The organism is Pseudomonas sp. FG47, assembly GCF_057809115.1.
The window spans coordinates 1-20,271 of sequence record NZ_JBMDJI010000005.1; the positions used below are offsets into that span (position 1 = coordinate 1).

At 64.6% G+C, this 20,271-nt stretch carries 17 protein-coding genes; 10 read left to right on the forward strand and 7 right to left on the reverse strand.

Annotated features, from left to right (window positions below; translation table 11 throughout):
* Positions 1-298: 298 nt before the first annotated feature.
* Genes ACODS5_RS06420 through ACODS5_RS06430 form a run of 3 tightly spaced genes read left to right on the forward strand, consistent with a single transcriptional unit; the run spans position 299 to position 4,136 of the window.
* On the forward strand, positions 299-1,357 hold the full coding sequence (locus tag ACODS5_RS06420; RefSeq protein WP_134691277.1) for a putative 2-aminoethylphosphonate ABC transporter ATP-binding protein: 1,059 nt from the start codon (positions 299-301) through the stop codon (positions 1,355-1,357).
* 1 nt (position 1,358) lies between these two features.
* Positions 1,359-3,083 carry a putative 2-aminoethylphosphonate ABC transporter permease subunit gene (locus ACODS5_RS06425; RefSeq protein ID WP_489108241.1) on the forward strand — a complete coding sequence of 575 codons (1,725 nt, stop codon included), beginning with the start codon at positions 1,359-1,361 and terminating at the stop codon, positions 3,081-3,083.
* Between the two features lie 30 nt (positions 3,084-3,113).
* Positions 3,114-4,136 carry a putative 2-aminoethylphosphonate ABC transporter substrate-binding protein gene (locus tag ACODS5_RS06430; protein ID WP_134691281.1) on the forward strand — a complete coding sequence of 341 codons (1,023 nt, stop codon included), beginning with the start codon at positions 3,114-3,116 and terminating at the stop codon, positions 4,134-4,136.
* Positions 4,137-4,292: 156 nt separating this feature from the next.
* Here ACODS5_RS06430 and ACODS5_RS06435 read toward each other — a convergent pair whose 3' ends face one another.
* Together ACODS5_RS06435 and ACODS5_RS06440 are read right to left on the reverse strand one after the other, a co-directional pair.
* Entirely contained in the window at positions 4,293-5,657 is a 1,365-nt protein-coding gene (locus tag ACODS5_RS06435) for a GTPase/DUF3482 domain-containing protein (protein ID WP_489108242.1), read from the reverse strand.
* Positions 5,650-7,041: a DUF2868 domain-containing protein gene (locus ACODS5_RS06440; RefSeq protein ID WP_489108243.1), complete on the reverse strand. Its 1,392-nt coding sequence runs from the start codon at positions 7,039-7,041 to the stop codon at positions 5,650-5,652. The genes ACODS5_RS06435 and ACODS5_RS06440 overlap by 8 nt, the downstream gene beginning before the upstream one ends.
* Positions 7,042-7,095: 54 nt before the next feature.
* On the opposite strand from ACODS5_RS06440, the gene ACODS5_RS06445 reads away from it, so the two are divergent.
* Positions 7,096-7,611, forward strand: a complete 516-nt coding sequence (locus ACODS5_RS06445; RefSeq protein WP_134691413.1) for a dihydrofolate reductase — start codon at positions 7,096-7,098, stop codon at positions 7,609-7,611.
* 110 nt (positions 7,612-7,721) lie between these two features.
* Here the strand turns inward: ACODS5_RS06445 and ACODS5_RS06450 are convergent, their stop codons facing one another.
* Complete coding sequence (locus ACODS5_RS06450; RefSeq protein ID WP_134691287.1) at positions 7,722-9,113, reverse strand: L-cystine transporter; 1,392 nt, start codon at positions 9,111-9,113, stop codon at positions 7,722-7,724.
* Between the two features lie 247 nt (positions 9,114-9,360).
* On the opposite strand from ACODS5_RS06450, the gene ACODS5_RS06455 reads away from it, so the two are divergent.
* The 4 genes from ACODS5_RS06455 to darG all read left to right on the forward strand — a co-directional run bounded on the left by ACODS5_RS06455 (position 9,361) and on the right by darG (position 12,834).
* Positions 9,361-10,416 carry an HAD family hydrolase gene (locus ACODS5_RS06455; RefSeq protein ID WP_167659465.1) on the forward strand — a complete coding sequence of 352 codons (1,056 nt, stop codon included), beginning with the start codon at positions 9,361-9,363 and terminating at the stop codon, positions 10,414-10,416.
* A gap of 104 nt (positions 10,417-10,520) precedes the next feature.
* Entirely contained in the window at positions 10,521-11,108 is a 588-nt protein-coding gene (locus ACODS5_RS06460) for a DarT ssDNA thymidine ADP-ribosyltransferase family protein (protein ID WP_489108244.1), read from the forward strand.
* The gene (gene darT / locus ACODS5_RS06465) at positions 11,105-11,749 is read left to right on the forward strand and encodes a type II toxin-antitoxin system toxin DNA ADP-ribosyl transferase DarT (RefSeq protein ID WP_489108245.1); all 645 of its coding nucleotides are present in this window, start codon (positions 11,105-11,107) and stop codon (positions 11,747-11,749) included. The genes ACODS5_RS06460 and darT overlap by 4 nt, the downstream gene beginning before the upstream one ends.
* On the forward strand, positions 11,746-12,834 hold the full coding sequence (darG, locus tag ACODS5_RS06470) for a type II toxin-antitoxin system antitoxin DNA ADP-ribosyl glycohydrolase DarG (RefSeq protein ID WP_489108246.1): 1,089 nt from the start codon (positions 11,746-11,748) through the stop codon (positions 12,832-12,834). The genes darT and darG overlap by 4 nt, the downstream gene beginning before the upstream one ends.
* A 64-nt stretch (positions 12,835-12,898) precedes the next feature.
* Here darG and ilvD read toward each other — a convergent pair whose 3' ends face one another.
* Together ilvD and ACODS5_RS06480 are read right to left on the reverse strand one after the other, a co-directional pair.
* On the reverse strand, positions 12,899-14,740 hold the full coding sequence (gene ilvD, locus ACODS5_RS06475; RefSeq protein WP_489108247.1) for a dihydroxy-acid dehydratase: 1,842 nt from the start codon (positions 14,738-14,740) through the stop codon (positions 12,899-12,901).
* Positions 14,741-15,014: 274 nt separating this feature from the next.
* The gene (locus tag ACODS5_RS06480; protein WP_489108248.1) at positions 15,015-16,211 is read right to left on the reverse strand and encodes a class I SAM-dependent rRNA methyltransferase; all 1,197 of its coding nucleotides are present in this window, start codon (positions 16,209-16,211) and stop codon (positions 15,015-15,017) included.
* 268 nt (positions 16,212-16,479) lie between these two features.
* On the opposite strand from ACODS5_RS06480, the gene ACODS5_RS06485 reads away from it, so the two are divergent.
* Positions 16,480-17,298 (forward strand): HDOD domain-containing protein, encoded by an 819-nt coding sequence (locus ACODS5_RS06485; RefSeq protein ID WP_177414216.1) that lies wholly within the window; start codon positions 16,480-16,482, stop codon positions 17,296-17,298.
* A gap of 3 nt (positions 17,299-17,301) precedes the next feature.
* Positions 17,302-18,114 carry a bifunctional DNA-formamidopyrimidine glycosylase/DNA-(apurinic or apyrimidinic site) lyase gene (mutM, locus tag ACODS5_RS06490; RefSeq protein ID WP_134691297.1) on the forward strand — a complete coding sequence of 271 codons (813 nt, stop codon included), beginning with the start codon at positions 17,302-17,304 and terminating at the stop codon, positions 18,112-18,114.
* Between the two features lie 122 nt (positions 18,115-18,236).
* Here the strand turns inward: mutM and ggt are convergent, their stop codons facing one another.
* Together ggt and ACODS5_RS06500 are read right to left on the reverse strand one after the other, a co-directional pair.
* Positions 18,237-19,919, reverse strand: a complete 1,683-nt coding sequence (gene ggt / locus ACODS5_RS06495) for a gamma-glutamyltransferase (protein WP_489108249.1) — start codon at positions 19,917-19,919, stop codon at positions 18,237-18,239.
* A complete protein-coding gene (locus ACODS5_RS06500) occupies positions 19,919-20,170 on the reverse strand; it encodes a YfhL family 4Fe-4S dicluster ferredoxin (protein WP_011531711.1) in 252 nt (83 codons plus the stop codon). The genes ggt and ACODS5_RS06500 overlap by 1 nt, the downstream gene beginning before the upstream one ends.
* Positions 20,171-20,271 lie beyond the last annotated feature (101 nt).

A 20,271-nucleotide genomic window follows, 5' to 3' on the forward strand; every position in this document is an offset into this window, starting at 1 on the left:
CCTTCGCAAGGCCTGCGTTCGGCCTCCTGAAGTCGCGAAGTTACGGGCGGCGCTTACACTGGCGCAGCTGTCGCACGTGGGCTATGGCGCTAGCCTCTCGTTCGGCAACGGCAACGGCAACGGCAACGGCAACGGCATCGTAGGCAGGCCAAGCTTGTAGTTGCTTGACGACGCCTCGCCCTGGCAGGGCGCCTACAAAAATTTGCCAATACCACTATCACCCGCTTTTACCTAACCGCCACAGAACCTTCGCACAGCCTGCCTAGCATGGCCCCCATCGCTTCGATGAGGACCGGCCATGAACAACGTCACCCCAGGCGCACAGATGAAAGTGCGTGGTATCCACAAACGCTTCGGCGCCTTCACCGCGCTCAACGACGTGTCCCTCGACGTCGCCGCCGGCGAGCTGGTGTGTCTGCTCGGCCCCTCGGGCTGCGGCAAGACCACCCTGCTGCGCTGCATCGCCGGCCTCGAGCGCCAGGACCGCGGCACCCTGCACATCGGCCACCGCGACATCTCCGAACTGCCGCCCCAGGCCCGCGACTACGGCATCCTGTTCCAATCCTACGCGCTGTTCCCCAACCTCACCGTCGAGGCCAACATCGCCTACGGCCTGACCGGCGACAGCCGCGACGCCACCCGCCAGCGGGTCGCCGAAATGCTCGAACTGGTCGGCCTCTCGGGCAGCGAAAAGAAATACCCCGGCCAATTGTCCGGCGGCCAGCAACAACGCGTCGCCCTGGCCCGCGCCCTGGCACCCAAACCATCGCTGCTGCTGCTCGACGAACCCATGTCGGCACTCGACGCCCGGGTGCGCGAGCACCTGTGCACCGAGCTGCGCCAACTGCAACGCCAGCTCGGCATCACCACCCTGATGGTCACCCACAACCAGGACGAAGCCATGCTGATGGCCGACCGCATCGCCGTGATGAACAACGGCCAGGTCGAGCAATACGCCACCCCCCAGGAAATCTACGACCAGCCGGCCACGCCGTTCGTCGCCGAGTTCGTTGGCCAAGGCAACTGGCTGCCGTTCCAGCGCAGCGGCGACAACCATGCCCAGGTCGGCGGCATGCACATGCGCCTGGCGAGCAACGCCGGCTGTGCCAGCAGTGGTCGGCTGTTCTGCCGCCCAGAGGCGATCACCGTCAACCCGCTGGTGCACGAGGAAAACCTGTTTCCGGCCAAAGTTCGCGAAGTCACCTTCCTCGGCAACCGCTGCCGCATGAGCTTCGAACTCATGGCCCTGCCGGGCCACGCGCTGCTCGCCGAGGTGGCGCCAGAGGCCATGCCACGTCTGGGCTCGCAGGACATCTGGGTGGCGCTGCCGCCGCAGAGCCTGCAGGTGTTTGCCTGAGATGGCCGCGTCCATGACCCAGCCGCTCATCCATGCCAAGGCGGCGCCGCGCACCGGCGTCGCCCTGGGTGACCGCCTGTTCGTCGTCGGCGGCAAGGGATTGCTGTTGGCCCTGCTGGTGTTCGCGGTGCTGATGCCGCTGCTGGCGATCTTCTGGAAGGGCTTCAGTGGCGAGGCTGGCCAGGGTGGCGGGCTGCTGGCTGCCCGTGAACTGTTCGCCAGCGCGAACTTCCACTGGCTGCTGGGCAACAGCCTGTCGGTGGCCTTCACCGTCGCGGCCATCGTCGTGCCGCTGGCCTATCTATTCGCCTACGCGCTGCAACGCACGCTGATTCCGGCCAAGGGCGTGTGGCGTGGCATCTCGCTGCTGCCGCTGCTGGCGCCGTCGATGCTGCCGGCCATCGCCCTGGTCTATCTGTTCGGCAACCAGGGCCTGCTGCGCGGGCTGCTCAGCGACAATATCTACGGCTTCTGGGGCATCGTCCTCGGCGAGGCCATCTACACCTTTCCCCATGCCTTGATGATCCTGCTGTCGGCGCTGTCGCTGGCCGACGCACGGCTGTTCGATGCCGCCTCGAGCATGGGCGCCGGGCCTGTCCGGGCGTTCTTCAGCATCACCTGGCCAGCTACGCGCCAGGCAGTGTTCGCCGCCTTCTGCCTGGTGTTCACCCTGACCATCACCGACTTCGGCGTGCCGGTGGTGGTGGGTGGCGATTACCAGGTACTGGCGCTGGAAGCCTACAAGGCGGTGGTTGGCCAGCAGCAGTTTGGCCGCGGCGCGCTGATCGGAATGGTGCTGCTGGTGCCGGCGCTGCTCAGCTTTGCCGTCGATGCCTGGCTTCGCCGGCGCCAGGGCCAGGGTATGAGTGGCCGCGCCCAGGTGTTCGAGCCCAAGCCGTCGAAGCTACGCGATGGCTGCTACCTGGCCATCGTGCTGCTGGTGTGCGCGGTGCTGCTGGTGGTGATCGGCATGGCGGTGTACTCGTCGCTGGTCAAGTTCTGGCCCTACAACCTGTCGCTGTCGCTCAAGCACTACATGTTCGACGACACCGCCGGTGGCGGCTGGCTGGCCTATCGCAACAGCGTGACCATGGCCCTGTGCACTGCCTTGATCGGCAGCGTGGTGATCTTCACCGGCGCCTACCTGATGGAAAAGACATCGGGGCTGCGTCCGCTCAACCAACTGCTGCGCCTGCTCAGCTTCATTCCCATGGCGGTACCGGGCTTGGTGCTGGGCCTGGGCTACGTGTTTTTCTTCAACCTGGCCGGCAACCCGCTGCATGTGTTCTACGGCAGCATGGCGCTGCTGGTGGTGTGTACCATCGCCCACTACCTGACCACCGCGCAGATGACCGCCACCACCGCCCTGCGCCAGCTCGACGGCGAGTTCGAAGCCGCCGCGCTGTCGCTCAAGGCGCCGCTGTACAAGCATTTCATGCGCGTCACCGTGCCGATCTGCCTGCCGGCGCTGCTGGACATCATCCGCTACCTGTTCGTCTCGGCGATGACCACGGTGTCGGCGGCGATCTTCCTCTACAGCCCCGACACCATCCTTGCCGCCGTCGCCGTGCTGAACATGGACGACGCCGGCAACGTCGGCGGCGCCGCGGCCATGTCCACTCTAATCCTGCTTACCAGCGCCGCCGCTTCCCTGCTCCTTGCTGGCGCCTCACGCGGCCTGTTGCGCCGCTCCCAGGCCTGGCGCCAGCGCGCGCCGGGTCACTGACCGACTGCCCATACCCATAGGAAACGCATCATGTTCAAGCTCCTTGCACTTGCCGCTGCCGTATCCGCCGCCTTCACCCTGCAAGCTTCGGCCGCTACCCAGCTGACCGTCTACACCGCCCTGGAGGCCGAACAGCTCAAGAGCTACAAGCAGGCCTTCGAGAAGGCCAACCCGGATATCGAGATCAAGTGGGTACGCGACTCCACTGGCATCATCACCGCCAAGCTGCTGGCCGAAAAAGACCGCCCGCAGGCCGACGCGGTATGGGGCTTGGCGGCTTCCAGCCTGGCCATCCTCGACCAGAACGGCATGCTTGAAGCCTATGCACCGAAGGACCTGGGCAAGATCTCGACGAACTACCGCGACGCTGCCAACCCGCCAGCCTGGGTGGGCATGGACGTGTGGGCCGCGACTATCTGTTTCAACACCGTGGAGGCCGAGAAGCAAGGCCTGAGCAAACCGGTGAGCTGGCAGGACCTGACCAAGCCCGAGTACAAGGGCAAGATCGTCATGCCCAACCCGGCCTCGTCCGGCACCGGCTTCCTCGACGTGAGCGCCTGGCTGCAGACCTTTGGCGAGCCGCAGGGCTGGGCCTACATGGACGCGCTGCATCAGAACATCGGCCAGTACGTTCATTCCGGCTCCAAACCGTGCAAGCTGGCGGCGGCGGGCGAGTTCCCGATCGGGATTTCGTTCGAATACCCGGCGGTGCAGCTCAAGCGCCAGGGTGCGCCATTGGACATCGTGCTGCCGAAGGAGGGCCTGGGCTGGGAAATCGAAGCCACGGCGCTGATCAAAGGCTCGCCCAAGACCGACGCGGCCAAGCGCTTGGCTGACTTCTCGGCCAGCCCGGCGGCGATGGAACTGTACAAGGAGAACTTCGCCGTACTTGCCGCCCCGGGGATCGCCAAGCCGCAGACCGAGCTACCGGCCGATTACGAGCAGCGCCTGATCAAGAACGACTTCGCCTGGGCCTCGAAAAACCGTGACCAGATCCTCAGCGAATGGCGCAAGCGCTATGACGGCAAGTCGGAGCAAGTCGCGCAGCAGTAGGCCGCGGCCTCGTTCGCCGGCAAGCCGGCTCCTACCGGTCGCTGTAGGAGCCGGCTTGCCGGCGAACATTCCGTGCATCAGGAGCATGCCAGTGCTCTGCGACGGCGAGGACATGGGCGGCGATGGCGTGGTCAGCCACGAACGCATTGGCGCCGTCTACAGCTCCTCTACCAGGGCATCCAACTGCTCCTGGCGCTCGGCCTGGTTGACCTTGGCCCCGGGATTGAGCGTCGACCATTGCGGATGCGCTCTCGCCTTGCTCAGCGCCTCCGGCAGCTTGCCCTCGCGCCATGCCTTCTCGTCCGGTGCTTTCAGGCGAATGCTGTCCTGCGCCGCATGCCCACGCCCCTCCAACGCTACCATCAGTTGCTGCTGACGTAGCGCCAGCAAGCGCAACACCGTGTCGTCCACGGTCAGCTCACGTTGCCCCTTGAGCTTGCCCATCAGCCGCGATCCATAGTTGCGCGCGGTCTGCAGCGCACCGCCGGCAATCGCCCCGGCCAGGGCGGCGGCGCCGAGGGTCAGGCCGCCCACCAGCAGGTCCACCCCCGCGCCCGCCGCCGCGCCTGCGGCCACGCCGCCGCCCAGGCGCACGCCCAGCAGCTTCAAGGTCTCGGGGTTGAACAGGTCATCGCCCCAGCGGCCATCGAGCAATGGCAGGTCACCGGCGTTGGCATCTTCGCGGCGGAAGGCGTAGAGCTTGAGCAGCGCCTCGACGCAGCGCTGCTCGCGCTGGCGCACGTCCTGACGCAGGGCCGCGATGGCCTGGGCCTCGGCGGCAGGTTCGGCGACGACGCCGCGCCGGCAGGCGGCGCAGTCGAGCAGCAATTCGGCGATCAGGCGCTTGCCGCTGTGCCGGCGGGCCAGGCGCTGGGCCTGCTGGTCGTCGATCAGCCGGCGCAGGGCTGGGCCGGCATCCTCCAGCAGCAGCGCCAGGCTTTCATAGAGGCGGCGCTCGCCATCCTCGGGCGGCGCCACGCTGTCGAACCGCACCAGTGCGTGCAGGCCCAGGCGAGCCAGGGCCTCGCGCCATTCCGGCTCGCGATGCTGCGGGCTGGCGACGAAGTTGAGCACCGGCAGCAGCGGTTTGCCACAGCCGGCCAGTACCTCCAGTTCGTCGCGGTACTTGGCCAGCACCGGTTCCCGGGCGTCGATCACGTACAGGCCGGCGTTGCTCGCCAGCAACTGGCGCAACACCTTGGCCTCCTGCTCGAAACGCTGGCGCGCTTCGCTGCCCTGGAGAAAACGCTCCAGGCGGGCCGGGCCGTCCAGGCGCTCGCCCGGGCGTTCCAGGCGTTCGAGGTAGTCGAGCAGGGCGATGGCGTCTTCCAGGCCGGGTGTGTCGTACAACTCCAGCAGCGGCTCGCCATCCACCGACAGGCGTGCGCCTTCGACATGGCGGGTGGTGCTGGGGCGGTGCGAGACCTCGCCGAAACCGACATCGCGGGTCAGGGTGCGTAGTAGCGAAGTCTTGCCGACGTTGGTGTGGCCGACCACCGCCAGTTTCAGTGGCTCAGTCATGGCCTTGCTCCAGCCAGGTCAGGGGGAAGGTGTCGGCGTAGGGCAGGCCCAGGCGTTCCAGCGCATCGTGCCAGTCGCCCAGGCGCGCGGCGTCCAGGGCCTCGCCGGGTTGTGCCTGGAGCAGCCAGATCCGCGTTGCGCCGGCGTTGCGCGCCAGTTCGGCGAGCAGCGCCAGGCTGCCGCGGTCCGGCGAACGGCGTGGATCGCAGGCGATGGTCAGGCGTGCCGGGGGGAAGCGGCTGAGTTGTTCCAGCAACTTGTTGCGCGATTCGCGGCTGTCGAGCACGCCGGCATCGGTCACGCCCTTGGGCAGTGCGGGTGGCCAGGGGCGCTGGTCGTCCAGCTCCAGGCCGACCAGCAGGGCACCGCTGCTGCCGCTTTCCAGCTGCCCGGCCGCGAAGCGTGGCAGTGCCTCGGGCGCGGCGTCCTGCACGCCGATCCGCTCGCTGCGTGGCATCAGGCCTTCGCGCAGTTGCGCGTAACCGGGCAGGTTGAGGTCCAGGGCCAGGCGCGCGCGGCCCTGGCGCCAGCGCCACAGGCACAACGCGGCCAGCACCAGGCGCGGCAGCAGGCCGTAGACCAGCACCACGCCGAGCAGCCAGCTGGCCCAGGCCTGGCGTGCCAGGTCGAGGGCCGGCAGGCTGTCGCCGCTGGCGCGGATCATCGCGGCGTCCGGCACGTTGAAACCGAGCAGCGCGGGCAGGGCGCCCAGGGCCTGGGTCAGGCGAATGAAGGGTTCGGCGGCCAGTAGCGTGGTTTCCCAGACGAAGCCATAGCGCCGCGTCGCCAGCAGCGCCAGGAGCATGCCCAGGGCGCTGAGCATCGCCAGCAGCCACAGACCATGCACCAACAGGCCGAGCAGCCAGCGGTTCAGGCGCTGGCGCTGCAGCAACACCAGCAGCGCCGGGGCCAGTTGCGCAGCCTTGGCATCGCGGGCGAAGCGTTCGCTCAGCCATAGCCACAAGCGCCCCAGCGCCGCCCCTTGGTCGCCGGCGAAGCAGAAGCCCAGCGCCCAGCCGATCAGCAACAGCAGGTTGACCCCGAGCAGGCTGCCCAGGGCCCAGAACACGTTGACCGGGCGCTGGCCGTCGCCCAAGGCCGCCATGCCGAGGCCGGCGCCGCTGATTCCGGCAAACAGCAGCAGGGCCAGCAGCGCCAGGCGCGCGCCCTGCTTCCAGTGGTGCAGCGCCGTGGTCATGCCGTCGCGCTCGGCCAGCCACAGGGCGCGGGTTTCGATACGCGTCGCCAGGTCGCCGCCCAGTTGGCGGGCACGGCGGTTGGCCTCCTGGTCTTCCAGGGGCTCGGCGTGTTCCTCGCGCAGGCGCACCGCTTCGGTGAGCCAGCGCTTGTCGAGTGGCGTCAGTGCGGTCACAAGCTCTTCCATTGCACAGGTCAGGGCGCAAGCATAACCCACGTGCCCGATGCTATCCTCGCCGGCATGAATACATCACTCCCCCTCAGCCTGATCGCGGCGCTCGCCGAGAACCGTGTGATCGGCATCGATAACTCCATGCCCTGGCACTTGCCGGGGGACTTCAAGTACTTCAAGGCCACCACCCTGGGCAAGCCGATCATCATGGGGCGCAAGACCTGGGACTCGCTGGGCCGGCCACTGCCGGGGCGCTTGAATATCGTGGTCAGCCGCCAACCGGGGCTGCAGCTCGAAGGCGCCGAGGTGTTCGCCTCGCTGGAGCAGGCGCTGGTACGCGCCGAGCAGTGGGCGCGGGAGCAGGGTGTCGATGAGCTGATGCTGATCGGTGGCGCGCAGCTGTATGCGCAGGCGCTGGAGAAGGGGCTGGTGAGCCGGATGTACCTGACCCGGGTCGAGCTGTCGCCGCAGGGGGATGCCTGGTTCCCCGCAGTCGACGACAGCCAGTGGCACCTGGCCTCGAGCGCGGCTCAGGCTGAAGAGGGTAAGCCTGCCTATCACTTCGAGGTGTGGGACAAGGCTTGAGATTGCTGGGGCTGCTGCGCAGCCCTCTCGCGACACAAGGCCGCTCCTACAGGGAATAATCGGCGCGGCGCGATTAGATGTAGGAGCCGGCTTTGCCGGCGAATGCGGCCTCAGGAGTGGTTCAACTCGGCATGCTCATCGTCGCCCAGCACCTGCTGGTCGGTCTGCTTGAGCAACTGGCTGGTGACCACGCCGGCGGTCATCGACCCATTCACGTTCAGCGCCGTGCGGCCCATGTCGATCAGCGGTTCCACCGAGATCAGCAACGCCACCAGCTCCACCGGCAGACCCATGGCTGGTAGCACGATCAGCGCGGCGAAGGTTGCGCCGCCGCCGACCCCGGCGACACCCGCCGAGCTCAGGGTGACGATGGCCACCAGGGTGGCGATCCACAGCGGGTCGAAGGTATCGATGCCCACCGCCGGGGCGACCATCACCGCCAGCATCGCCGGGTACAGGCCGGCGCAGCCGTTCTGGCCGATGGTGGCGCCGAACGAGGCGCTGAAGCTGGCGATCGACTGCGGCACGCCCAGGCGCCGGGTCTGTGCCTCGATGCTCAGCGGAATGCTGGCGGCGCTGGAGCGGCTGGTGAAGGCGAAGGTCAGCACTGGCCAGACCTTGCGCAGGAAGCGCAGCGGGCTGACGCCGGTCAGCGCCAGGATCACCCCGTGCACCACGAACATCAGGCCCAGGCCGATGTACGAGACCACCACGAAGCTGCCCAGCTTGAGGATGTCCTCGAGGTTGGAGCTGGCCACCACCTTTGCCATCAGTGCCAGCACGCCATAGGGGGTGAGCTTCATCACCAGGCGCACCAGGCGCATCACCCAGGCCTGCAACACGTCGATGGCCGACAGGGCGCGCTCGCCTTTGTCCTTGTCATCCTTGATCAGTTGCAGCGCGGCAAGGCCGAGGAACACGGCGAAGATCACCACGCTGATGATCGAGGTCGGCTTGGCCCGGGCCAGGTCGCCCACTGGGTTGCTGGGGATGAACGACAGCAGCAGTTGCGGAATGTTGAGGTCGGCGACCTTGCCCGCGTAGTCGTTGTGGATGGCTTGCAGGCGCGCGCTTTCCTGGACGCCGGCCACCAGGCCCTCGGCGCTTAGGCCGAACAGGTTGGTCAGGGCGATGCCGATCAGCGCGGCGATGGCGGTGGTCAGCAGCAGGGTGCCAATGCTCAGCACGCTGATCCGGCCCAGTGACGAGGCGTTGTGCAGACGGGTCACGGCGCTGAGGATCGAGGCGAAGATCAGTGGCATGACGATCATCTGCAACAGGCCGACGTAGCCGTTGCCGACCAGGTCGAGCCAGGCGATGGTGGCCTTGAGCACTGGGTGGCCCGCGCCGTACAGCGTGTGCAGGACCAGGCCGAAGAGCACGCCCAGCACCAGGCCGAGCAGGACCTTTTTAGCCAGGCTCCAGTCGGTGCGGCGGGTTTGCGCCAAGCCCAGCAGCAGGGCCAGGAACGCCAGCAGGTTGAGTGACAGGGGCAGGTTCATTGAAGCTCCAGTTGAAGGCGGAAGAGGCATCGCCTCTGTGAGCGATTACGAACGGAAATGCTAACAGCCTGAAAACAAACGAATTTATACCCAAAAGTAATTTACATAGTCGTTTATGGAATAACGACGTGTCGTTATTGGCAATCAACATGGCGTTTGTGGTTGCGTCGGCGTCGGTACCGAGCGTCTGGATGTCACAAATCGGGTCTAGGGTTGAGCGGCCACGTCTTTGGGAGAACTGCACATGATGTCTGCTCCGAGAATCCTCGCCGCCAGCCTGGCCTTGCTGTTGAGCGCCAACAGCTGGGCGGCCACCGAGCTCAAGCACTGGCCAGCCGAGGCCGCGAAACAGCTGGATGCGATGATTGCCGCCAATGCCAACCAGGGCAACTATGCGGTGTTCGACATGGACAACACCAGCTACCGTTTCGACCTCGAGGAGGCGTTGCTGCCGTTCATGGAGAACAAGGGCTTGTTGAGCCGCGACAAGCTCGACCCTTCGCTCAAGCTGATGCCGTTCAAGGACACCGCCGAGCACAAGGAGAGCCTGTTCAGCTACTACTACCGCCTGTGTGAAGTCGACGACATGGTCTGCTACCCGTGGGTGGCCCAGGTGTTCGCCGGTTTCACCCTCAAGGAACTGAAGGTCCAGGTCGATGAGCTGATGGCTTCGGGCAAGCCGGTGCCGGCGACCTACTTCGACGGCGACCAGGTCAAGACCACCGAAGTGCAGCCACCCAAGGTCTTCACCGGGCAGGCCGAGCTTTACAACAAGCTGATGGAGAACGGCATCGAGGTCTATGTGATCTCTGCGGCGTCCGAAGAATTGGTACGCATGGTCGCCGCCGACCCCAAGTATGGTTACAACGTCAAACCGCAGAACGTCATCGGTGTCAGCCTGCTGCTCAAGGATCGCCAGAGCGGCGCGCTGACCACCGCGCGCAAGCAGATCAGCGCTGGGCACTACGACCCCAAGGCCAACGAAGGCCTGGAACTGACCCCTTACCTGTGGACCCCGGCCACCTGGATGGCTGGCAAGCAGGCAGCGATCCTCACCTATATCGACGAGTGGAAGAAACCGGTGTTGGTGGGCGGCGACACGCCGACCAGCGATGGCTACATGCAGTTCCATGGCGTCGATGTGAACAAGGGCGGCATCCACCTGTGGATAAACCGCAAGGCCAAGTACATGGACCAGTTGAACGGCATGATCGCGAAGAACGCGGCGGCCCAGGCCAAGGAAGGCTTGCCGGTGACGGCGGACAAGAACTGGGTGATCGTCACGCCGGAGCAGATCCAGTAGTCGCTACGCTACGTTGTGAATAACACTTTATAAATACTATTCATGCAGGTTGGATCCAATGCAGGATGCCATCAAATTGATGGCATCCTGCATTGAGGTGTTCAGTGGCAACTGCAATTCGCGATCAGTCCTTTGTCTATCACCTAACGAGCTTCGATAACGTTCCCTCGATTCTCCGGTCGGGGCTGCTGCCCAGGTCAGCCCTTGGACGCGACAAGTTCAAGGATGTGGCCGATCCTCAGATCATTGAAGGCCGCAGCCATGAGTCACTGGAAGACTACGTTCCATTTCATTGGTTTGCGAAAAATCCTTTTGACGGTCGCGTCCACTATGATCGTCCGTCGGATGTCTTTGTCCTCATTGCTGTTTACCGGACCCATGCGCGCCAGAACAACTGGCGTGTCATTCCTCGACACCCTTTGGCTGGAGGCAGATTCGAGCTGTTGGAGTACGATGCAGGCGTGAGGGCTATCGACTGGGATAAGATGGAGGTCCGTGACTACCATGATCCATCTTGTCGCCATGTTTGTATGGCGGAATGTCTTTCTCCTGGTCCAGTTCCTGCCACTGATTTTTCGAAGATTTTCACCCCGTCCGCAGAGATCGAGCACCTGGTGCGTCAGCATGCTCATGACGCTGGCCTGGACGGATTATGGGTCGGCGCGAATCCGAATATGTTTTCAGCTAGATGATCTACAGCAACCTAAATCCTGACAAAGCGCTCATCTGGCGGATTGTCCATCGGGACAACCTGAGCCATGTGCTGGATCATGGGCTGCATGCCATGGGGGCCGGAAAGCGCTTTGAAAATTACGTGAACATCGGGAACCCTGAGCTGATCGGCAAGCGTTCACAACGGAAGGTGATGTTTGCCCCAGGCAGCACCTTGGCTGACTACGTACCGTTCTACTTCACGCCGTTCTCCGTGATGATGAAGAACATTCAGTCAGGGTGGGGTGTGCAGCAAAGATTGAACGAGGAGATCGTGATCCTTGTCTCCAGCCTGTACCATGTCCAGTCGCTAGGCCTTCGCTTCGTGTTCACCGATGCGCATGCCTATCCGGACTGGACTGGCTATTACGACGATCTTCAGCATCTCGACAAGATTGACTGGAAGCTCCTGCAGCACCGTGATTTCAAGCGGGATCCGGATGACCCTCGGAAAATGGAGCGTTATCAGGCCGAAGCCCTCATTTACAGACACGTTCCAGTCGCTGGCCTTCTCGGAATTGTCTGCTACAACGAAGCTGTGAAACGTCGTGTCGATCAGGAGGTTCAGCGGCGCAACCTGAACCTTCCCGTACATGCTCGACCTGGGTGGTATTTCCAATGATTCGCTTTACGCAAGGTAACCTGCTGGAGGCCAAGGCCGAAGCGCTGGTTAATACGGTCAACACTGTGGGGGTGATGGGTAAAGGCATTGCGCTTATGTTCAAGGAGCGCTTTGCGGAAAACTATCGCCTTTATGCTGCTGCCTGCAAAGCGGACGAGGTGGTCACTGGGCGCATGTTTATCACTGAGGTTCGCGAGTTGGATGGGCCGCGCTGGGTCGTGAATTTTCCGACTAAGCGGCATTGGCGTTCACCTTCTCAAATCGCCTGGATCACCGAGGGGCTACAGGACCTACGGCGTTTCATTCTCGCGAATGGTGTGGAGTCTATTGCAATACCACCCCTGGGTGCTGGTAATGGTGGGCTGCCATGGGCTGCCGTGCGTGAGCAAATTGAGGCGACTCTTGGAGATATTGATGCTGATGTGTTGGTTTTCGAACCTATAGGCAAGTATCAGAATGTCTCCAAGCGTAGTGGAGTAGAAAAACTCACGCCGGCCCGGGCACTTATCGCGGAGTTGGTTCGTCGCTATTGGGTGCTGGGGATGGAGTGCAGCTTGTTGGAGATACAGAAGCTGGCATGGTTCCTGGAACGGTCAATCGAGCGTTTCACGCCTGAAGACAACCCGCTGGATTTGCAATTTTCCGCTCACAAGTACGGCCCGTACGCGAACCGCCTGGAGCATCTGCTGGATAATCTTGACGGTAGCTATTTGCACTGTGGGAAACGTATAGGTGATGCGGGGCCCTTGGATGTCATCTGGTTTGATGAGAGCCGCAAGCCTTTTGTACAGGCTTATCTGAACAGTGAAGCGAAGACTTACTTACCTGCGTTGGAATTCACTTCGGACCTGATTGATGGTTTCGAGTCTCCTTTCGGTATGGAGCTTTTGGCGACGGTTGACTGGCTCTTGCATAAGGATGGGGTCGAGCCAACGGTTGATGCCATTCGAGCCGGGTTGAAGCATTGGTCGGGTGGAAGGGGGGCGGCATCCCGGAAGAACAAGCTTTTCGACGACGACTCCTTGGCAATTGCCCTCAAGAAATTATCGGTTTTCCAGTCGCAGGGCGCCGCGTCATTACATTAGTCAATAACCTGCTTGATTAAAAAAACCGGCGCACCAGGCGCCGGTTTTTTCATACGTTCAGGCCTCAAAGCCCTTCGAGCATCGCCTTGTTGCGCACCGCGCCCTTGTCTGCGCTGGTGGCCAGCAGGGCATAGGCCTTCAACGCGGTGGTCACTTTGCGTGGGCGTACTTCGGCCGGTTTCCAGCCCTTCTTGTCCTGCTCGATGCGGCGTGCGGCCAGCTCCTCGTCGCTGACCAGCAGGTTGATCGAGCGGTTGGGGATGTCGATCAGTACCTTGTCGCCATCGCGCACCAGGCCGATGGCGCCGCCCGCGGCAGCTTCCGGCGAGGCGTGGCCGATGGACAGGCCCGAGGTGCCGCCGGAGAAGCGGCCGTCGGTGAGCAGGGCGCAGGCCTTGCCCAGGCCCTTGGACTTCAGGTACGAGGTCGGGTAGAGCATCTCTTGCATGCCTGGGCCGCCTTTCGGGCCTTCGTAGCGGATGATCACGATGTCACCGGCTTTCACCTCGTCGGCGAGGATACCGCGCACGGCGCTGTCCTGGCTTTCGAAGATCTTCGCGGTGCCTTCGAACACCAGGATCGAGTCGTCGACCCCGGCGGTCTTCACCACGCAGCCGTCCAGGGCGATGTTGCCGTACAGCACGGCCAGGCCGCCTTCTTGCGAGTAGGCGTGCTCGACGCTGCGGATGCAGCCGTTTTCACGGTCGTCGTCCAGGGTTTGCCAACGGGTCGACTGGCTGAAGGCGGTCTGGGTCGGGATGCCGGCCGGGCCTGCCTTGAAGAAGGTGTGCACGGCTTCGTCATCGGTCTGGGTGATGTCCCATTTGGCGATGGCTTCTTCCATGCTGCGACTGTGCACGGTCGGCAGGTCGGTGTGCAGCAGGCCGCCACGGGCGAGCGATCCGAGAATGCTGAAGATGCCGCCGGCACGGTGCACGTCTTCCATGTGGTACTTCTGGATGTTCGGCGCCACCTTGCACAACTGCGGTACTTTGCGTGACAGGCGATCGATGTCGCGCAGGTCGAACGCCACCTCGCCTTCCTGGGCCGCGGCCAGCAGGTGCAGGATGGTGTTGGTCGAGCCGCCCATGGCGATGTCGAGCATCATGGCGTTCTCGAACGCCTTGAAGTTGGCGATGCTGCGCGGCAGCACCGATTCGTCGTTCTCGCCGTAGTAGCGCTTGCACAGCTCGACGATGGTGCGCCCGGCGGTGAGGAACAGCTGTTCACGGTCGGCGTGGGTGGCCAGGGTCGAGCCGTTGCCTGGCAGGGCCAGGCCCAGGGCTTCGGTCAGGCAGTTCATCGAGTTGGCGGTGAACATGCCGGAGCACGAGCCGCAGGTCGGGCAGGCGCTGCGCTCGTACTCGGCGACTTTCTCGTCGCTGGCCGAGGAGTCGGCAGCGATGACCATGGCATCGACCAGGTCCAGGCCGTGGCTGGCCAGCTTGGTCTTGCCGGCTTCCATCGGGCCGCCGGAAACGAAGATCACCGGGATGTTCAGGCGCAGGGCGGCCATCAGCATGCCGGGGGTGATCTTGTCGCAGTTGGAGATGCAGACGATGGCGTCGGCGCAGTGGGCGTTGACCATGTACTCGACGGCGTCGGCGATGATCTCGCGGCTGGGCAGCGAATAGAGCATGCCGTCGTGGCCCATGGCGATACCGTCGTCCACGGCGATGGTATTGAACTCTTTCGCCACGCCTCCGGCGCGTTCGATCTCGCGGGCGACCAGCTGGCCCAGGTCCTTCAGGTGCACGTGGCCCGGGACGAACTGGGTGAACGAGTTGGCGATGGCGATGATCGGCTTCTTGAAGTCTTCGTCCTTCATCCCGGTGGCGCGCCACAGGGCGCGGGCGCCGGCCATGTTGCGGCCCTGGGTGGAAGTCTTGGAACGATAATCAGGCATGGAGCGCTCCTGGCGGCTTAATCAGGTCACTAATAGGGGAGTGAGCTTCTCTTCTCCTAATGCGCCGAAGGCCGATTGCCACAGGCAAGGATGGGAGTCGAAGGACCGCGCGGGATCGCCGCAGGCTCGACCAGAGCTCATAAACCCGCCGGGGATGACTGGCGATGAATAGGCCGATTCTACACCGCTGGCGCGGCGAGGGAATGCAGATGTGCAGGCCTGGAGAGGGGATTGCAGCAGGAAAGGGCCGCTTGGCGGCCCTTTTTGGCAGAGATCAGCTGTTGGGCAGCAAGCGGCAGGTGATGCTCTTGATGTAGCGGGTCTCGGCGATCGCCGGGTGCACCGGGTGGTCCGGGCCCTGGCCGCCGCGCTCGAGCAATTGCAGGTTGCGGTCCAGGTGGCGGGCGCTGGTCAGCAGGATGTTGTGCAGGTCGTCCTCGGGCAGGTGCATCGAGCACGAGGCGCTGACCAGGATGCCGTCCTTGTTCAGCATGCGCATGGCCTGTTCGTTGAGGCGGCGATAGGCCGCTTCGCCGTTTTTCAGGTCTTTCTTGCGCTTGATGAAGGCGGGTGGGTCGGCAATGATCACGTCGAAGCGCTCCTCGGCGGCCTTCAGCTCGCGCAGGGCCTCGAACACATCGCCTTCGATGCAGGTCAGTTTTTCGCTGATGCCGTTCAGCGCGGCGTTGCGCTCGACGCCGTCCAGGGCGAAGCCCGAGGCATCCACGCAGAACACTTCGCTGGCGCCGAACGCGCCGGCCTGCACACCCCAGCCACCGATGTAGCTGAACAGGTCGAGCACGCGCTTGCCCTTGACGTAGGGGGCCAGGCGCGCGCGGTTCATGCGGTGGTCGTAGAACCAGCCGGTCTTCTGCCCTTCGCGCACCGGGGCTTCGAACTTGACGCCGTTCTCCTCCAGCGGCACCCAGTCCGGCACTTCGCCGTAGACGGTGTCGACATAACGCTCGAGGCCTTCGGCGTCGCGGGCGGCGGAATCGTTCTTGAACAGGATGCCACTGGGCTTGAGCACCTGGACCAGGGCGGCGATCACGTCGTCCTTGTGCGCTTCCATGGTGGCTGAGGCCAGTTGCACCACGAGAATGTCGAAGAAGCGGTCGACCACCAAGCCTGGGAGCAGGTCGGAATCGCCGTACACCAGGCGATAGCACGGCTTGTCGAACAGGCGCTCGCGCAGCGACAGGGCCACGTTCAGGCGGTGCACCAGCAGCGACTTGTCCAGCGGCAGCTTGGCGTCGCGCGACAGCAGGCGGGCGCAGATCAGGTTGTTCGGGCTCACGGCCACCACGCCCAGGGGCTTGCCGCTGGCGCTTTCGAGAATGGCCTGCTGGCCGGCCTTCAGGCCCTGCAGCGGGGTCGCGGCAACGTCGACTTCATTGCTGTAGACCCACAGGTGGCCGGCGCGCAGGCGGCGGTCGGCGTTGGCTTTGAGACGAAGGCTGGGCAGGGACATGACGTCGCTCCGGGAAAAAAGAGCGGGAGTATACCGCGTCGGCCCCGGATGCGCTGTGGGCCGCGACCAAGCGTGGGTTTATCGCTTCATCCTGTGGGAGCCAGCAAGGCTGGCTCCCACAGCGCTAAAGAAATTCTTGGATCCAACGATCCACTGATAGTTACCCTGCCGGAGTACAGGGTTAGAATTCCCCGTCCCCAGCGAGAGTGCACGCATGTCCCAGGAACTTACCGCCGAACAGATCCAGCAAGCCCTGCAGGGCATTACCATTCCGCCGCAGCCGCAGATCATGGTCGACCTGCAGTTCGAGCAGTACATGCCCGACCCGGACCTGGAGACTATCGCCAAGCTGATCGCGCAGGACCCGGGCCTGTCCGGTGCGTTGCTCAAGCTGGTCAATTCGGCGCAGTTCGGCCTGGCCAACAAGATCGGTTCGATCCAGCGCGCGGTGAACCTGCTGGGCAGCCGCTCGATCATCAACCTGATCAACGCCCAGTCGATCAAGGGCGAAATGAGCGACGAAACCATCGTCACCCTCAACCCGTTCTGGGACACCGCCCAGGACGTGGCCATGACCTGCCTGACCCTGGCCAAGCGCACCGGCATCCAGGCGGTGGACGAGGCCTACACCCTGGGCCTGTTCCACGATTGCGGCGTGCCGCTGATGCACAAGCGCTTCCCCAACTACATGGAAGTGCTGGAAGAGTCCTACGCCAAGGCCAATGACGAAGTTCGCGTGGTGGACACCGAAAACCGCGTGTTCAACACCAACCATTCGGTGGTCGGCTACTTCACCGCCAAGTCCTGGCGCTTGCCGGAGCACATCAGCGCGGCCATCGCCAACCACCACAACGCCGTGGCGGTGTTCCGCGACGAGTCCTCGCGCAACACCCAGACCCAGCTGAAGAACCTGTTGGCGGTGCTGAAGATGTCCGAGCACATCTGCGCCTCGTACCGTGTCCTGGGCAACCAGAGCGTCGATCACGAATGGAACATGGTCGGCCCGCTGGTGCTGGACTACATTGGCCTGACCGAATACGACTTCGAGCAGCTCAAGCAGAACATTCGCGAAATGGGCGGGCACTGAAGCATGCCGGAATTACCAGAAGTCGAGACCACCCGCCGCGGTATCGCCCCGCACCTGGAAGGCCAGCGGGTCAGCCGCGTGGTGGTGCGTGACCGGCGCCTGCGCTGGCCGATTCCGGAAGACCTCGACGTGCGCCTGTCGGGGCAGCGCATCGTCAGCGTCGAGCGCCGGGCCAAGTACCTGCTGATCAATGCCGAGGTCGGCACGCTGATCAGCCACCTGGGCATGTCGGGCAACTTGCGCCTGGTCGAACTGGGCTTGCCGGCGGCCAAGCACGAGCATGTGGATATCGAGCTGGAGTCTGGGTTGATGCTGCGCTACACCGACCCGCGGCGCTTTGGCGCCATGCTCTGGAGCCTCGACCCGCTCAACCATGAATTGCTCATACGCCTGGGGCCGGAGCCGTTGACCGAGCTGTTCGACGGCGAACGTCTGTTCCAGCTGTCGCGCGGGCGGTCGATGGCGGTCAAGCCGTTCATCATGGACAACGCGGTGGTGGTGGGGGTAGGCAATATCTACGCCACCGAGGCGTTGTTCGCCGCCGGCATCGACCCGCGCCGCGAGGCGGGCGGAATTTCCCGGGCGCGTTACCTGAAGCTGGCGATCGAGATCAAGCGCGTGCTGGCGGCGGCCATCGAGCAGGGTGGCACCACCTTGCGCGATTTCATCGGCGGTGATGGGCAGCCGGGGTACTTCCAGCAGGAACTGTTCGTGTATGGGCGCGGTGGCCAGCCGTGCAAGCTGTGTGGCAGCGAGCTGCGCGAGGTGAAGCTGGGGCAGCGGGCGAGCGTGTTCTGCCCGAAATGCCAGCGTTGAGTAACTACGTGCAGCGATCCCTGTGGGAGCGGGCTTGCCCGCGAACACCGGCGTAGCCGGTGCCAGGCACCGCGTTGCCTGGTTCGCCCGCAAGGCTGGCTCCTACAGGAATTTGAACCGGATCAGTCGACGACTGCCGCCTGCCCCACGCCTCTGGGATCACTGGCCGCCTCGACGGTCCCGCCAGTCTTGTTCCAGTACAGCACCTGCTGATTTCCGTACTGGCGCCCGACATCCTTCAGCCGGTACCCACGTCCTTCAAGCTCGGCCTTCTGCCGTGCACTGAACGTCCCCGGCTCATGCTCCAGCACATCCGGCAGGTACTGATGGTGATAGCGCGGTATTGCCGGCCACTCGGCCACCGGCCTGCCTTCGAGCAAACCCATCACCGATAGCAGCACCATGCTGGGTATGCGGCTGCCGCCGGGGGTGCCGAAGCTGGCGAACTGGCCGGGGCTTTCGATGAAGGTCGGGCTCATGCTCGACAGCGGCCGCTTGCCCGCCGCCACGGCGTTCGCCTGGCTGCCTGCCAGCCCGTAGCTGTTGCTGCCGCCAGGATCGGCGGCGAAATCGTCCATCTCGTTGTTCAGCACCAGGCCCGTGCCGGGCACGCTGAAGGCTGCGCCAAACGGCAGGTTGACCGACAGCGTGGCGGAGACGGCATTGCCCTGGGCGTCGATCACCGAGAAATGCGTGGTGTGGTCGCCTTCGCGCCAGGCCGGCGCGGGGGGCAGGGCGCTGCTCGGCGTGGCCTGGTGCACGTCGATGCTGTCGGCCAGGCCGCTCAGGTAGTGCCGTGCCAGCAGGCGATTGACCGGGTTGCTGACGTAGTCCGGGTCGCCCAGCAGGCCGCGGTCGCGGTAGGCGCGGCGTAGCACCTCGATCACGTAGTGGCTGCGCTGCACCGGTTCGGCGCTTTGCCAGGGCAGGCGCTGGAGCATGGCCAGGCTCTGGGCCAGGGCGATGCCGCCGGCCGAGGGCGGTGGGCTGCTGATCAGCTCGCGCTGCTCGGCCAGTGGGTAGCGCAGTGGTTCGCGCCAGGCGCTACGGTAGCTGGCCAGGTCGTCGAGGGTCCAGATGCCGCCGGCCTGGCGCACGCCATCGACCAGGCGCTCGGCCAGCGGCCCGCGATAGAAACCGTCGCGACCATGCTCGGCCATGCGCAGCAGGGTGGTGGCCAGCTCCGGCTGGCGGATCAGCGTGCCCAGGGCCGGCACGTCATTGGCGGTGAGGAACAGCCGGGCGCTCTCGGCGTCGTCACGCAGGGCGTTCAGGCGCATGGTCGCGCGGTCGCGGTAGATGCGGTCGACGGCAAAACCCTGGTTGGCCAGGCGAATGGCCGGGGCCAGGCTGTCCTTGAGCGGCAGCTTGCCGTGGGTGGCGGCGAGGTCGGCCAGGGCCTGGGGCAGGCCGGGAATGGCGGCCGCCAAGGGGCCGTTGATCGACAGGCCCGGCTGCACCTTGCCGTCCTTGAGGTACATATCGGCACGCGCAGCGGCGGGGGCGCGCTCGCGCGCGTCGAGGAAGGCATAGCGTGGCGTGTCGCCCGCTTCGCGCAACAGGAAGAATCCGCCGCCGCCCAAACCCGAGCCATAGGGCTCGACCACGGCCAGCGCGGCGCTGATGGCCACCGCGGCATCGAAGGCGTTACCGCCCTGCTGCAGGATGTGCTGCGCCGCCGCGGTGGCCTCGTGGTGCGGGCTGGCGATCGCCGAGCGGCCCGGGCCGGCGGCCAGGGTAGCGCTGGCCAGCAGCGCGAGAACGGCGCCGAGGGCTGCGTGGCGTATCGCGGCGACGAACGGCATCAGGCCTTGCCGGTGATCCGGCGGTACTTGGCCATCAGTTCGTCTTCGGTTTCCGGGTGGGCTTCATCCAGCGGGATGCAGTCGACCGGGCAGACCTGCTGGCACTGCGGCTCGTCGTAGTGGCCCACGCACTGGGTGCACAGGTTCGGGTCGATCACGTAGATCTCTTCGCCTTGCGAGATGGCGGCGTTCGGGCACTCGGGTTCGCAGACGTCGCAGTTGATGCAATCGTCGGTGATGATCAGGGACATGGGGACTCCGGCCTGGGCGTCGGGCCCGGGCATGTTTCAAAGCGATGGGGGCAATTGTGCCGGATTCGCGCCCGCAGTGCACGCGGGCGCGACATCCTGCC